Annotated in this window: 14 protein-coding genes; 10 read left to right on the top strand and 4 right to left on the bottom strand. The window is 32.7% G+C overall.

All coding sequences use genetic code 11. The features are described 5' to 3' along the window. The first annotated feature begins 224 nt into the window (after positions 1 to 224). The 3 genes from CDH50_RS02520 to CDH50_RS02510 all read left to right on the top strand — a co-directional run bounded on the left by CDH50_RS02520 (position 225) and on the right by CDH50_RS02510 (position 2,302). The gene (locus tag CDH50_RS02520; protein WP_100610305.1) at positions 225 to 563 is read left to right on the top strand and encodes a P-II family nitrogen regulator; all 339 of its coding nucleotides are present in this window, start codon (positions 225 to 227) and stop codon (positions 561 to 563) included. A 23-nt stretch (positions 564 to 586) separates the two neighbouring features. Then, a complete protein-coding gene (locus tag CDH50_RS02515; RefSeq protein ID WP_100610304.1) occupies positions 587 to 1,819 on the top strand; it encodes an ammonium transporter in 1,233 nt (410 codons plus the stop codon). A 144-nt stretch (positions 1,820 to 1,963) separates the two neighbouring features. Further along, a complete protein-coding gene (locus CDH50_RS02510) occupies positions 1,964 to 2,302 on the top strand; it encodes a P-II family nitrogen regulator (protein ID WP_100610303.1) in 339 nt (112 codons plus the stop codon). Between the two features lie 87 nt (positions 2,303 to 2,389). Here CDH50_RS02510 and CDH50_RS02505 read toward each other — a convergent pair whose 3' ends face one another. After that, positions 2,390 to 4,981, bottom strand: coding sequence for a phosphoenolpyruvate carboxylase (locus CDH50_RS02505; RefSeq protein ID WP_100610302.1), 2,592 nt, complete (start codon positions 4,979 to 4,981; stop codon positions 2,390 to 2,392). A 303-nt stretch (positions 4,982 to 5,284) separates the two neighbouring features. Here CDH50_RS02505 and CDH50_RS02500 point away from each other — a divergent pair, with 303 nt between their 5' ends. From CDH50_RS02500 to nadB, 3 genes are all read left to right on the top strand, one after another. After that, positions 5,285 to 7,090, top strand: coding sequence for a hypothetical protein (locus CDH50_RS02500; RefSeq protein WP_100610301.1), 1,806 nt, complete (start codon positions 5,285 to 5,287; stop codon positions 7,088 to 7,090). Positions 7,091 to 7,275: 185 nt separating this feature from the next. Next, the gene (nadA, locus tag CDH50_RS02495) at positions 7,276 to 8,202 is read left to right on the top strand and encodes a quinolinate synthase NadA (protein WP_100610300.1); all 927 of its coding nucleotides are present in this window, start codon (positions 7,276 to 7,278) and stop codon (positions 8,200 to 8,202) included. Between the two features lies 1 nt (position 8,203). Continuing rightward, positions 8,204 to 9,784: an L-aspartate oxidase gene (gene nadB, locus CDH50_RS02490; protein WP_100610299.1), complete on the top strand. Its 1,581-nt coding sequence runs from the start codon at positions 8,204 to 8,206 to the stop codon at positions 9,782 to 9,784. A gap of 37 nt (positions 9,785 to 9,821) precedes the next feature. Here the strand turns inward: nadB and CDH50_RS02485 are convergent, their stop codons facing one another. Beyond that, the gene (locus CDH50_RS02485; protein ID WP_100610298.1) at positions 9,822 to 10,154 is read right to left on the bottom strand and encodes a single-stranded DNA-binding protein; all 333 of its coding nucleotides are present in this window, start codon (positions 10,152 to 10,154) and stop codon (positions 9,822 to 9,824) included. A 182-nt stretch (positions 10,155 to 10,336) separates the two neighbouring features. Between CDH50_RS02485 and CDH50_RS02480 the strand changes: the two genes are divergently transcribed. Continuing rightward, positions 10,337 to 10,846 (top strand): DinB family protein, encoded by a 510-nt coding sequence (locus tag CDH50_RS02480; RefSeq protein ID WP_100610297.1) that lies wholly within the window; start codon positions 10,337 to 10,339, stop codon positions 10,844 to 10,846. 16 nt (positions 10,847 to 10,862) lie between these two features. Next, positions 10,863 to 11,213 carry a hypothetical protein gene (locus CDH50_RS02475; protein ID WP_100610296.1) on the top strand — a complete coding sequence of 117 codons (351 nt, stop codon included), beginning with the start codon at positions 10,863 to 10,865 and terminating at the stop codon, positions 11,211 to 11,213. Between the two features lie 4 nt (positions 11,214 to 11,217). Here CDH50_RS02475 and CDH50_RS02470 read toward each other — a convergent pair whose 3' ends face one another. Then, complete coding sequence (locus CDH50_RS02470; RefSeq protein ID WP_100610295.1) at positions 11,218 to 11,685, bottom strand: CBS domain-containing protein; 468 nt, start codon at positions 11,683 to 11,685, stop codon at positions 11,218 to 11,220. A gap of 277 nt (positions 11,686 to 11,962) precedes the next feature. Here CDH50_RS02470 and CDH50_RS02465 point away from each other — a divergent pair, with 277 nt between their 5' ends. Further along, complete coding sequence (locus CDH50_RS02465; RefSeq protein WP_100610294.1) at positions 11,963 to 12,673, top strand: hypothetical protein; 711 nt, start codon at positions 11,963 to 11,965, stop codon at positions 12,671 to 12,673. A 71-nt stretch (positions 12,674 to 12,744) separates the two neighbouring features. Here the strand turns inward: CDH50_RS02465 and CDH50_RS02460 are convergent, their stop codons facing one another. Beyond that, a complete protein-coding gene (locus CDH50_RS02460) occupies positions 12,745 to 13,269 on the bottom strand; it encodes a hypothetical protein (protein WP_100610293.1) in 525 nt (174 codons plus the stop codon). A 106-nt stretch (positions 13,270 to 13,375) separates the two neighbouring features. On the opposite strand from CDH50_RS02460, the gene CDH50_RS02455 reads away from it, so the two are divergent. After that, positions 13,376 to 13,966: a HupE/UreJ family protein gene (locus tag CDH50_RS02455; protein WP_100610292.1), complete on the top strand. Its 591-nt coding sequence runs from the start codon at positions 13,376 to 13,378 to the stop codon at positions 13,964 to 13,966. The last annotated feature ends 13 nt before the right edge of the window (positions 13,967 to 13,979 follow it).

The raw sequence follows: 13,979 nt of genomic DNA, 5'->3' as shown, positions 1-13,979 counted from the left end.
TAAGGGTTTTTAGAAAGTAAAGTACTATACTGCATTTTTTTTGATTTTAAATTGAAGATCGCCAGTATTAAAAATTATTATAAATATGTACAATTATATTAATATCCCTAAATTTTAAGGGGGTTATTTTGATATTTTGATATATATATACTTTCAACCCCTTTAAATTTATACACTATTAATTTTATTTTATATTTTTAAACTTTAATTATTAAAATCATATCATGAAAAAAATCGAAGCAATTATTAGAAAATCCAAATATCGTGTAGTGAAGGAAGCTTTGCATGCGGTTGGGGTTAATTTCTTTTCTTACTGGGATGTTACCGGTTTAGGAAATGAAAAAGAAGGGCATGTTTACAGAGGGGTGTCTTACAGTACCAGTGATATTCAACGTAGGTATTTATCTATTGTTGTAAACGATGATTTTGCTGAAGCAACAATTAATGCCATACTTAGTTCAGCTGGTACAGGAGAGGTTGGTGACGGTAAAATTTTTGTGTCAGATATACAAGAATGTTATAGAATACGAACTGGAGAAAAAGGAGGGGAAACCTTAAAATAATAACCATCAAATAAATTAATATTATGGAATTACTAACTACTAATAATGTATGGATGATGATCTGTACAGCACTTGTATTCTTTATGCATTTAGGATTTTCGTTCCTAGAAATTGGATTAACAAGACAAAAAAATACAATAAACATTTTGTTTAAAAATGTTTTTATAATAACAATTGGATTGCTTCTTTATTGCTTTGTAGGTTTTAATTTAATGTACCCAGGCGATTTTAATGGATTTTTAGGATTCGCTGGGTTTGGCTTAAGTTCTCCTTTAACAGCGGAAGGTGCTTTAGATTTAACTTATAATGGAGGTTATACGTATTGGACAGATTTCTTGTTCCAAGGGATGTTCGCTGCTACAGCAGCAACTATTGTTTCTGGAGCTGTTGCAGAACGTGTTAAAATTATTCCTTTCATGATTTTTACAGTAGTATATGTAGGATTGGTTTATCCAATTGCTGGTTCATGGAAATGGGGCGGTGGATTTTTACAAGACATGGAAACCCCTTTTTATGATTTTGCAGGTTCTACATTAGTTCACTCAGTTGGTGGATGGGCAGCCTTAGTTGCTGTTTGGTTGCTTGGAGCAAGAATAGGTAAATTTAAAGATGGTAAACCGCAAGCTATCCCTGGGCATAACTTGCCTTTGGCAACTGCTGGGGTATTGATATTATGGTTAGGATGGTTCGGATTTAATGGTGGCTCTGTGCTTTCTGCAGATCCGGCTTTAACTTCTCTAACACTTGTAACAACGTGTTTAGCTGCTGCCGCTGGAGGTGTTGTAGCTATGCTTGCTTCGGCTATTAAAGATAAAAATCTTGATCTTACCATGTTTTTAAATGGTATTCTTGGAGGTTTGGTTGGTATTACTGCTGGTGCAGACCAAATGAGTCCTACTGATGCTATCTTGATTGGTTCTATCGCGGGCGTACTTATTGTTTTAGCCGTGGCTTTTGTTGATAAAATTAAACTAGATGATCCAGTTGGAGCTATTGCAGTACACCTTATTTGTGGTGTTTGGGGAACATTAGCTGTTGGAATATTTGGTTCTTTAGCAGGAATGGATCAATTTATTAGCCAATTGATTGGTGTTGGGTCTTATGCCGTATTTTGTATTGTTACTTCGTTCATTATACTTTATGTATTGAAAATAACAATGGGTATTAGAGTATCCGAAATAGAAGAATTAGAAGGATTGGATGGTCATGAACATGGTATGGATGCGTATCCAGACTTTAGATTGAATGAGCATTAAACCATAAATATAAAAATTATAGTATTCAAAAGAGACGTTTTGTTGTATTAACAAAGCGTCTTTTTTTTGTTATATAACAGATTAGTATAAAAATACTGCTAATATTTCTTTAATTTTGATAGAGAACTATTAAATAAAGTTGTTATGAAGAAAATTGAAGCAATTATCAGAAAATCGAAATATCGAATAGTCAAAGAAGCGTTGCATGAAGTTGGAGTAAATTTTTTCTCTTACTGGGATGTTACAGGAATTGGAAATGAAAAGGAGGGACATGTATATAGAGGCGTATCATATAGTACAAGCGATATTCAACGCAGATATTTATCCATTGTTGTAAACGATAATTTTGAAGAAGCAACAATACAGGCAATTCTTAAATCGGCCGCAACTGGCGAGGTAGGTGATGGAAAAATATTTGTATCACATATTGAAGAATCTTATAGAATACGAACAGGAGAAAAAGGAGGGGATACTTTAAGATAGCTTTTGTGGTTTATAAGTTTGATAATGAAAAAGGCTGCCTTACTTAAGAGACAGCCTTTATTTTATTTAAGATTTATTTCAAAAAATTTATGCCGAATTTCTACTGGCATTAATGTTGCCAAATAAAGAACGTGTGACAATCTTTTCATAAATCTCAATTAGTTCGGTATCTTTCACTTCCTCTTTTTCAAGTTCCTGAATTTTCTTTAATGCGTACTGTTGGATGGTTAGCAATGGAAGTACAATAGATTCCCTTACTTCAATAGATGCTTTAACACTAGGTTCATTTTCCATTAAAACTTTGTAACCAGTCAATTTTAGCAATAACGATTTTGTTGTAAGATACTCGTTATAAATAATCGTCCAAAAAGCTCCAAATTCAGGATCTTTTGCCATGTACATGGTTAAATCGAAAAACGATTTTGTTAAGGACATCATACTGTTTTCTAATAATGTTTTAAAGAATTTAGAATTGTTATAAAGCTGTTCTACTTTATAAAACTCTCCTTTTTCTTCATATACTTTTAAAGCGGTACCAACTCCATAAAAACCAGGAACATTTTGTTTTAATTGGCTCCAAGAACCCACAAAAGGAATGGCCCTTAAATCTGAAAACACCAATTTATCTGAACTACCTCTTTTAGATGGTCTACTGCCAATATTGGTTTTAGCATAATATTTTAAGGTGCTCATGCGCTCTAAGTACGGAATGAACATCGGGTGATTTTTAAAGTCTTTATAAGCTTGATAACTGGTTCCGGCCAAGTCATTCATAACAATTCTGTCTTCATCACACATGGCGTGTTGGTCTTTACCCATTCTATTGAAAATGCCAGAACTAATCAATTGCTCTAAATTATACTGCGATGAATCCAATGTTCCAAAGTTAGAACTAATGGTTTGCCCTTGAATGGTAAGTTGTACTTCTTTATCTTCAATAGTTGGTCCTAACGAGGCATAAAATTGATGTGTTTTACCACCGCCTCTAGCTGGTGGTCCACCACGACCATCAAAGAAAATGGCTGTAATATCATATTTTCTGGAAATTTCAGTAAGCTTTTCTTTGGCTGTGTAAATTCCCCAATTGGCCATTAAATAGCCACCGTCTTTTGTACCATCAGAAAAACCTAGCATGATGGTTTGTTTGTTGCCACGATTTTTCAAATGGGTTATATAAGCAGGATTGCTGTAAAGTTGTTCCATGACAATGGGTGCATTTTCCAAATCGGTTATGGTTTCAAAAAGTGGAACAACATCTACGGTTAAATTATCTTTAAACGCAACCATTTTCAGCATGGCGAATAATTGAATGACATTCAATGCCGTTTGATTATTGCTAATAATGTATCTATTGGCACCTAATTCTCCATTAGACTCTTGAATTTGCTTGATGGCTTTAATAGTTTTTAACGTATTGCTTACCATTTCGTCTTCAAAAACATCAATTTCAATCAGGTTTGTTGTATCAACGGTTGATAATATGTCGATTTGTTCTTCCTCAGTTAAATCATGATAATTTTTTGGAAACGACGGGTGTTCAACTTTTATTAAATTATCGATAACCGTTGTAAACACATCATGATGAATTCTACTGTCTTGTCTAATATCAAGTGTTGCAAAATTATAACCAAACAAATGGATCCTGTTTATTAAACTGTTTATCTCTGTTAGATATAAGGACTGATGATCATTCACAACGATATCACGAATTTCGATAAGTTCTTTTTTCAATTCTGGCAACGTTATGGCATCTTTATAATCTAAATCGATACTGTAATTATAAATGGTTTCTTCTAGTTTGATAATGCGCTCTTCAACATTCCTAAAAGTTAATTTTCTGCTTAAAACTTTCAAATCTTTATGATAACTTGCTAAAATAGATTGCTTTAAACGTTTAGCAACTTTTATGGTTGTTTTTGGTTTGACAAACGGATTTCCATCTCTATCACCACCTGGCCAAAATCCAATATTTATCATGTCGTTGTGGGCTTCATTATCACTAAAAATGTTTTGCTGAATGTAGTTATAGATTTCACCAAAAGATTTATAAAACACATTTTCCAAATACCAAATAAGGCTCACAGCTTCATCATAAGGTGTTGGCTTTTTATGTTTGAAAAAAGGTGTTTTTCCCAATTGTCCAAACAGATTGTTAATGTCATTTAAATTGTTGGTTTTGATGGCTTCGGTTAAATCGGTAATAATACCTAATACAGATCCTGGGTAAAATTGAGTAGGATGCGCCGTTAATACGATACGAACTTTAAAATGCTCCAAATAATCTTTTAATTCATCCAATTTATTTTGAGAAATGGTTGATTCCTTAAGGTTTCTTAAAGTACCAATGCCTTCCATATTATTTACGATGGGGAAAGCGGCATCTTCAATGGCATCAAACAACACCACTTGTCTTTCAATATATTGAATAAACCTAAAAAGTAAATTTATTTGACTTTCCCTATTACGTCTCGCTTGGTATTTTTTGAAGAAGGTGTCAACTATGGTTGTAGGGTCATCACCACTGGCAAAGCCTTTTTTACATGTTTCGTGAAATAAAGGAAGTAGCACACCAGTTTTTGTTATGGCATCAAAAGGCAAGGTCATAAATATACTATTGTAAATTTGATATTTAGACAGCACGTTTTGCTTGAAACGGGTTAATTTAGGCTCTACAGGCATAATTCTTACAGTTAAAATTAGTTATAAATGTACTAAAGCTATAATTAACCTTGGCAGGCTCTCAAAAGATTTATTAATTTTTATTGTTTGATGAATTCAAATTATGAATTATTAAATAAACAGCCACTATTGTTGAATCTTTTTAATTGGAATAATCTTTTAAAATCAAGATTTTATTTCAATACTAAATGGCACCAAGAATTTTCAAGAAAGGAATCCTTTTTTTTAATATGACATATGTCATATTCTGCAATAATACAACAGTCTACATTTACAAATTGTTTTCAAAAATAAACTGAATATATGAATAAATTACACGCATTCCACATTCCAGTAATGGGCATTGGATTTACTATAGATTCACCTTTAAAAGTGGCTCAGTATGGCATAGATTCTGTAATTTCTTTGGTGGATGATATATTGCTTGAGAAACTAAGAAAAATGTATAGCGACACCTTTGCAGTTCCTTACCAAGAAATTACGAATAAGATGGATGATTACAGAGCAAAAAGAATTACATCTTATTTAGATTTAATACATGATTTAATAGAAAAGAAATTCGAAGCTTTAAAACAAGTTAGTGCCGAAAAAATGGACGCTATTTATACTTACGTAAATATGCTTCCTGAAAACTCATCCATTAAAGCCGATTTTAAAAGAATAACCTCAAACGGACACAATTTTACTGAAATAAAAAATTGGGTTAATAAAAATTTGAAGTTAGGAAGCATTGATGTTAATATCATGACTAAAGTTGATAAAGACAACTATTTGAAAAATGAAAAATTACCTGTAGAATATAATGATGCCCATGCGGCGTTAAGAGGTTTTGCAAACAGTAAATTAAATTCATCGGTTGTGTTGTCTGCTGGTTTAAATCCTCGACTTTATAGTTATATGTCTCAGTTTGAAGATTTCTATCCTAATGAAAATGGGGTATTTAAAAAGAAAATTATCTTAAAAGTAAGCGATTACAGGTCGGCATTAATCCAAGGTAAATTTTTGGCAAAAAAAGGATTATGGATCTCAGAATTTAGAATTGAATCCGGACTCAATTGTGGGGGTCATGCTTTTGCAACTGATGGCTATCTTTTAGGGCCTGTTTTGGCGGAGTTTAGGGAAAAGAGAGAAGAACTTAAAACAACGCTTCAGGAATTGGTGCAACAAGAATTTTTGAATCAGAATCGTATTTTCCCTGAGAATTTATCAATAAAAATATCTGCCCAAGGAGGTGTTGGTACCCACGAAGAGCATGAGTTTTTAATTAAGGAATACCATTTAGATTCTGTAGGTTGGGGAACGCCTTTTTTATTGGTTCCAGAAGCCACAACAGTTGATGAGAAAACCTTAAATAGATTAGTTGACGCCAAAGAAGAAGACCTATATTTAAGTAATATTTCCCCATTAGGAGTGCCATTTAACAACTTAAGAAATAATACAAAAGATACCGAGAGGGATGTGTTGATTAACAAAGGAAGGCCAGGAAGTTCTTGCCCTAAAAAATTTGTTGCTTTAAATAAAGAGTTCAAGGAAAATGGTATATGTACAGCCTCGAGAGAGTATCAACATTTAAAAATAAAAGAGTTAGGCGCTATGGGGTTGCCTTCAAATGACTATGAAATAAAATATCATGAAATAGTTGAAAAATCATGTACTTGCGTAGGATTGGGCACTTCGGCCTTGTTGGCTTACAATTTGGATACAAAAATTGAAGGCGAAGGCGTATCTATTTGTCCCGGACCCAATATGGCGTATTATTCGAAGATCATGAGTTTAAAAAATATCACAGACCATATTTATGGAAGGGATGATATGATAACGAGAACAGATCGGCCTAATGTATTCATAAAAGAACTTTACATCTATATAGATTATTTAAAAAATAAATTGGAAAGTTTTAAATTTTCAATGAATAAAAAAGATGAAAAACACTTATTGACCTTTACTAACAACCTTAATGAAGGCATTTCATATTACAAACATTTATTTCAAGAATCCAAAAATGCTTTTCAAGATGTTAAAGAGGTTGTTTTAAAAGAATTGGATAAGGGCGAAAAGATTTTAAATACTATTAATTCAGAGATTGAGAATATGGCAGTTTTAAATTGAAATTATAAAGCATATTGTCACTAAATCATTAAGCAACTTTCTTTATAAAACGCCATTGTTTTATATGACATGGTATTTTTTATGATAATCTCATTTCAATAAAATTTTAATTAAGATATTTGTAATTAATAACAAATTTATATTGGCATAAGTTTTGCCTATTTATTTGTAAAATTTTGGTTGAAATGGATTTAGTAAAAGAAATAAAAAGATTAAAAAAGGAGAAAAACGCTGTTATTTTGGCACATTATTATCAAGTGCCAGAGATACAGGATATAGCAGATTATGTAGGCGATAGCTTAGGTTTATCCCAAAAAGCTGCTGAGACTGATGCCGACATTATTGTGTTTGCTGGGGTGCATTTTATGGCAGAAACTGCCAAAATATTGAATCCAACAAAAACTGTTGTATTACCCGATTTAAAAGCCGGTTGCTCGTTGGCAGATTCTTGTCCGCCAGATTTATTCGAGGCATTCACAAAAGCTCATCCAGACCATGTGGTGATTACTTATGTAAACTGTTCGGCAGAAATAAAAGCATTGACCGATATTGTTTGTACGTCTTCCAATGCCGTTAAAATCGTAGAATCCATTCCAAAAGATACCCCTATTATTTTCGCGCCGGATAAAAATCTTGGCAGATATATCATGAAAAAAACAGGTCGGGACATGTTGCTTTGGGATGGGAGTTGTATTGTTCACGAAGCTTTTTCGATCGATAAACTGATAGAATTACACAAAAAACATCCAGATTATAAAATTATAGCGCACCCAGAATCTGAAGAGCATATTTTAAATACGGCCACTTATATTGGTTCTACTTCTGGGATGATAAATTATGTAAAAACACATCCAAAAGATAAATTTATTGTAGCTACCGAAGCAGGGATTTTACACAAAATGCAGCAGGAAATGCCAGAAACGGAATTGATACCTGCACCTGCTGTTGAAGATAATACTTGTGCTTGTAGCGAATGTCATTTCATGAAAATGAACACACTTCAAAAATTATACGATTGTTTGCTTAATGAAAGTCCACAGATTGAAGTGCCTGAGCATATTAGAAAAAAAGCGTTAGTGCCCATTGAACGTATGTTAGAACTGTCTAAATAATATGATTTCAACAAACTATTTGGTTATAGGTTCTGGTATTGCAGGGCTAACATTCGCTGTTAAAATTGCTGAAAAATTTCCAGACAGGAAGGTCACCATCATTACCAAATCCAATGAAGATGAATCTAATACGAAGTATGCCCAAGGCGGTGTCGCTATTGTTCTAGATGGTAAGGACTCCTTTACAAAGCACGTTAAAGACACACTTGTTGCTGGCGATGGACTTTGCGATGAAGCTGTTGTGAAAATGGTTGTAAAGGAAGGGCCTAAGCGCCTTGAAGAGCTATTGCTTTGGGGGGCTAATTTTGATACCGATGCTAGTGGCGAATTCAATTTGGGAAAAGAAGGTGGGCATTCAGAATATAGAATTGTACATCATAAAGACATTACTGGTTACGAAATTGAACGCGCTTTGCTTAAAAAAGTGCACGAACTAAAAAATGTAACCTTGTGGTCCCATCATTTTGCCATCGATTTAATAACCAAACATCATATTACAGATCCTCAAGCTAAGGATAATACCTGTTATGGTGCTTATGTTTTCGACCAAAAAAAAGGGACCATATTCACCATTAAAGCAGATAGTACCTTATTGGCATCAGGCGGTATCGGCAAAGTATATGGGCACACTACCAATCCTGTAATTGCTACGGGCGATGGTATAGCCATGGCTTATAGAGCAAAGGCAAAGATTTCCGATATGGAATTTATACAATTCCATCCAACGGCACTTTACGATGCTAGAGGCGACCAATCGTCTTTTTTAATTTCTGAAGCCGTAAGAGGTATGGGGGCTTATTTAAGAAACAAAAGCGGCTACAGGTTTATGCTTGATTATGATGAGCGAGCTGAATTAGCTTCCAGGGATATTGTGTCACAAAGTATAGACAGTGAATTAAAGAAAACTGGAGATACCAATGTGTTCTTAGATTGTACCCATATAGATATTGAAGCATTTAAAAAGCATTTCCCGAATATTTATAAAAAATGCAAACAAAACCATATTGATGTTGAAACCGATTGGATTCCAGTGGTTCCCGCGTCCCATTATCTATGTGGCGGTATAGATGTAGATATGGATGGGAAAACAACCATTAATAATTTATTCGCTTGCGGAGAATGCACTAGAACAGGATTGCATGGAGCGAATAGATTAGCTTCAAATTCCTTGTTGGAAGCTTTGGTTTATGCCCACAATATTTTTAAATATCATTCTGAACATACATATGATACTTTAGAATTAAATATTCCAGAATGGAATGATGAAGGCACCAGTGTACCAAGAGAACATGTTATCATTCAGTATAATTTGAAGCAACTACAAGCTTTAATGCGTGATTATGTTGGTATTGTAAGAAGCGATAGCCGATTAACAAAAGCGATTAAACATTTAGATTTAATAGCCGATGAGGTTGAAGAATTTTACAAGCAAGCTAAAGTATCCACGTCGCTATGTGAATTAAGGAACATGATTAATGTGGCACATTTAATTATCAATCAATCCATTGCCAGAAAAGAAAATAAAGGCGGTTTTTATAAATTGGATAATATAAAAGAAAATGAGACTGAAGCAAAAAATTAGGCTTCAGTCTCATTTAAATAATAGATAGGTTAAGTGTTTATTTTCCTAACATTAGTAATTCGTTACAAATTACTTCAGTAATGTAACGTTTTTCACCTTCTTTGGTTTCGTAGCTTCTAGAAGTTAGCTTGCCTTCAACAGCAACTTCTTTTCCCTTTGTTAGATATTTTTCAATGATTTCAGCGGTTTTTCCCCAAGCAACCACATTGTGCCATTGGGTGTCCGTTACTTTTTCACCTTTATTATTTTTATAACTCTCATTGGTTGCTATGGTGAATTTAGCAAGCCTTTTTCCCGATTCTAAATTGATGATTTCTGGATCATTTCCTAAGTTACCAATCAACTGTACTTTGTTTTTAATTGCGCTCATAATTTTAAATTTTTAATGTTAAACAGTTAATACTATCGAGTTCTTATGTTTCGACAAGGCAAAGATGCGACTGCTTCCAAATGTTATTCGGTTGATAAATATTTAAAATCGTTTGTAAATGTTTGTAGTCGTTTGTAAATGGATAATATTTCATATATTAGCACCTATATACAAAAATATAAATGACTATTTTACAGATTATTAATCAATTAGAAATAAACAAAGAGATATTTAAGGGTTTATTGTCATCAAAAAGTAAGGATGAATATTTGTGGAGACCAGAACCAAAAAAATGGTGTATTCTTGAAATAGTTTGCCATTTATTTGATGAGGAAAGAGACGATTTTAGAGCTCGAGTTAAACATACTCTGGAAACTCCTTTAGTTGAAATGCCTTCAATTAATCCGGAAGATTGGGTTTTAGAACATGATTATATATCACAAAATTATACAGATATACTGCAGGCTTTTTTAAATGAACGAAATAAATCGGTTATTTGGTTAAAAAAAAGTGTTGATGCGAAATGGAATAATATTTATCAACACCCTAAATTAGGTCCTATGTCAGCAAAACTATTTTTAAGTAATTGGTTAGCTCATGATTATTTACATTTCAGGCAAATTAATAGGCATCAATATCTTTATTTTAAAGAAAAAATTAATATAGATCTCCAATATGCAGGCAATTGGTAAATTTTAATAACTGAATATGGCAAAACAATGTCTAGAATGTGGCGATACTATTGTAGGCAGAATTGATAAAAAATTCTGTAGTGATGGCTGTAGAAATGCCTATAATAACAATGTAAATAAGGATAGCAAAAACCTCATTCGTAATACCAATAACAGGTTACGAAAAAACCATCGTATATTAGAAGACGTTAACCCAGATAAAAAAACCACCATTTCTAGAGCGAAACTTATTGAAAAGGGTTTTGATTTTAATTACTTCACAAGTATTTACACCACAAAAGCAGGGACGGTTTATTACTTTGTGTACGACCAAGGATATTTACCGATAGAAGGCGATTATTTTGCTTTGGTAAAAAGAGAAAGTTAATCTATTATTTCCAATCGTGACCTTTTAATGCCAAAGCTGCCTTAAGGATGTCTTTTTGACTTATTTGACCAACCAATTTACCGTCTTGAAGAATAGGAAACCGACGGCGTTTAGATTCCAAAAATTTATTGGCAGCATCGAAAATATTCATATTGCCATCAATGGTTTCAACATTTTTCACCATGCATTTTTCAACAGTATTGTTGGTCATAGGTAAATTGTGGTATCTGCTTTCACTCAATTGTTTTATGCAATCCCCTTCAGATATGATGCCAATCAATTCATTTTTACTGTTTACTACAGGGCCACCAGAAATCCGATGCTTAATTAGGGAGTCTATAACGGTTTCAATCTTGTCATCAGATTTAAAAGTTATGAGTTTCTTGCTCATATAATCGCTAACCTTAAGAGGGACTTCGGTGGTCATCTTGTTTTGATTTTTCCGTGCGGCTAAAAAACTTTTAATTCCCATAGTGTTAAAATTTTAAGATTACTAAATGTAGCAAATATTTTCTATTTTTCCTATAATCCTATTTTTAATAATTAAAAAGCACTAAACTTTCCGTATTCTTATATTATTAACAAGGTTCTTTATAATACATTAAAATGTTTAAAAATTTATTGTATGCATAGTATAAGTCCATTCTTGTTTTAATTAGCATGTTTTTTGAAAGAATTAAGGAAGTTTTAATATATTAAATGTTAAAATTTTATAGATTTAGCCCGTTAAATAAATTAAACATAAAAAAATGAAACAATTATTACTATTGGTTTTATTAATTAGTGGAATTCAATTAGGTGCGCAGAGCAATTCTGAATTAATAAAACATTTTGAAGCTTACAATAAGCAAATGAGAGCGCAAGGTGATATTCAAGGTATAATTAATGGAATGACGCATTTAAATGTACTATCCCCTTCTGTAGCAAGAACAGATACATTGGCATACATTTACATGACAGAAGGTAAATATTTGCAAGCATTAAATACAATTGGAGTAGATAAAAAGGTTGATGATTCTGATATTGCAGTTCAGGTAAAGGCGATATCATTAAAATCTGTAAACGAACCAGAGTTAGCTCTTGTTCAATTTGAAGAACTTTTTAAGCGCGAACCAAATCCATCAGTTGCTTACGAATTGGCAGAACTTACTTTACAGTTAAATAAACTAAGTGAAGCAGAAAAACACATTAATTACGGATTGGTGAATTCAAAGGATGATATGAAACATACTTATTATGAGCAACAATCACCTTATCAAGTGGCATTAAAAAGTGGTTTTATGTATTTGAATGCTTTGTTGGTTTATAATAAAGACAAAAAAGCTAACATTGACGCAGCTGTTGATATTTTGGATGCCGCTTTAAAAGCATCACCAAATTTTAACTTAACACAGTTAACTAAAAATGAATTGTTAAGACAAAAACAAGCATTACAGGCACAACCAGCACAAGGTAATTAATCATAAAAAATAAATAAAAAAAGGGCTTTTTCAATCATTGAACAAGCCCTTTTTTTATTTTAAACTAACCACTAAATAGGCTTTTGAATGTTTTGGGAATCATTCTCCATTTTCTTGTTCAGCTGAAAGCTTAGGTTGGAAAATGATACCAAAAGCTCTTTTAAGGTTTCTAATAACTCGTCTTTTTTAGTAGTAGAAAGATTTGATAAACTTTCTGTTTTATAAAGTTTGGTTTCTACAACCTTAATTCTAGCCAAAATGGCAGGTGTGTTTATGGTGTCTGGAATGGTTTCCTTAATGTCACTTAACAAAGTTCTTAAATTTTTTTTGGCATCCGTTTTAAAATATGATAAATCGCCCCTTTTGGTGTTTTCTATAATCGCTTCTAATTGATTGAATTCTTGCCAAGATTCAATAATCGGCTCCACTCTATCGTCTATAGCAAAATCCAAATAATTTAATTTAGATATATCTTTTTCGGTAATAACTTGGCTCTTTTTGGTTTTGTCATCACCATTTTCTAAACTCGTTTGGCTTGTCTTTTTGCAAGACAAGCACATTAGTAATACACATGTAACTAAAAACTTTACAGTCATTCTAAATATTTTAAAACCTATGGCACAAATATATGGCAATAGTTTATTTTTTATATCATTTCAAATAATTGTATATATTTGAATCGTTCCCTGAAATCTAATTAAAATGCTTGAAAATATCTGGTTTAATATACAGTATGGAATCAATCATGTTCTTGATATTAACGCCTACGACCATGTTTTATTTCTAATTGCTTTAACTGTCCCCTATGTTTTTAAAGATTGGAAACGGGTTTTTTTGTTGGTAACTATGTTTACTTTAGGCCATACGCTCACTTTGGTTTTGGCAGTTTATAATCTTATTAATGTAAAAGCAGCCTTAGTCGAGCTTTTAATTCCGATAACTATTCTAATTGCGGCTATTTTTAATGTATTTACGGCAGGCAAGGGGCCACAAAAAGGAAAAGTAGGGGTTTTGTTTCTATCTGCTTTGTTTTTTGGATTGATTCATGGTTTGGGTTTTGCAAGAGAATTTAAAATTTTATTGAGCGATACCGATTCTAAACTAATTTTGCTGATAGAATTTGCTTTAGGCATAGAAATTGCTCAAGTCATCATTGTGTTCATCGTTTTGTTTTTGGGCTATTTGGTACAAACATTATTTAGGTTCTCTAAACGCGATTGGGCCATGGTAATTTCAGCGGTGGTGGTTGGCCTTGTCATACCTATGATACTTAAAAGTGATTATTTGGTCTAAAAAGAAGCCAATC

The organism is Confluentibacter lentus (genome assembly GCF_002806995.1).
Lineage (GTDB): Bacteria > Bacteroidota > Bacteroidia > Flavobacteriales > Flavobacteriaceae > Confluentibacter > Confluentibacter lentus.
Note: the sequence above shows the minus strand (reverse complement) of the source record. Positions and strands in the feature narration are given on the sequence as shown.

Coding starts and splice junctions, on each gene's coding strand:
- CDH50_RS02520 (WP_100610305.1), top strand. CDS start 225: ATGAAAAAAATCGAAGCAATTATTAGAAAATCCAAATATCGTGTAGTG.
- CDH50_RS02480 (WP_100610297.1), top strand. CDS start 10,337: ATGACTATTTTACAGATTATTAATCAATTAGAAATAAACAAAGAGATA.
- nadB (WP_100610299.1), top strand. CDS start 8,204: ATGATTTCAACAAACTATTTGGTTATAGGTTCTGGTATTGCAGGGCTA.
- CDH50_RS02455 (WP_100610292.1), top strand. CDS start 13,376: ATGCTTGAAAATATCTGGTTTAATATACAGTATGGAATCAATCATGTT.
- CDH50_RS02465 (WP_100610294.1), top strand. CDS start 11,963: ATGAAACAATTATTACTATTGGTTTTATTAATTAGTGGAATTCAATTA.
- CDH50_RS02500 (WP_100610301.1), top strand. CDS start 5,285: ATGAATAAATTACACGCATTCCACATTCCAGTAATGGGCATTGGATTT.
- CDH50_RS02505 (WP_100610302.1), bottom strand. CDS start 4,981: ATGCCTGTAGAGCCTAAATTAACCCGTTTCAAGCAAAACGTGCTGTCT.
- CDH50_RS02460 (WP_100610293.1), bottom strand. CDS start 13,269: ATGACTGTAAAGTTTTTAGTTACATGTGTATTACTAATGTGCTTGTCT.
- nadA (WP_100610300.1), top strand. CDS start 7,276: ATGGATTTAGTAAAAGAAATAAAAAGATTAAAAAAGGAGAAAAACGCT.
- CDH50_RS02510 (WP_100610303.1), top strand. CDS start 1,964: ATGAAGAAAATTGAAGCAATTATCAGAAAATCGAAATATCGAATAGTC.
- CDH50_RS02475 (WP_100610296.1), top strand. CDS start 10,863: ATGGCAAAACAATGTCTAGAATGTGGCGATACTATTGTAGGCAGAATT.
- CDH50_RS02485 (WP_100610298.1), bottom strand. CDS start 10,154: ATGAGCGCAATTAAAAACAAAGTACAGTTGATTGGTAACTTAGGAAAT.
- CDH50_RS02515 (WP_100610304.1), top strand. CDS start 587: ATGGAATTACTAACTACTAATAATGTATGGATGATGATCTGTACAGCA.
- CDH50_RS02470 (WP_100610295.1), bottom strand. CDS start 11,685: ATGGGAATTAAAAGTTTTTTAGCCGCACGGAAAAATCAAAACAAGATG.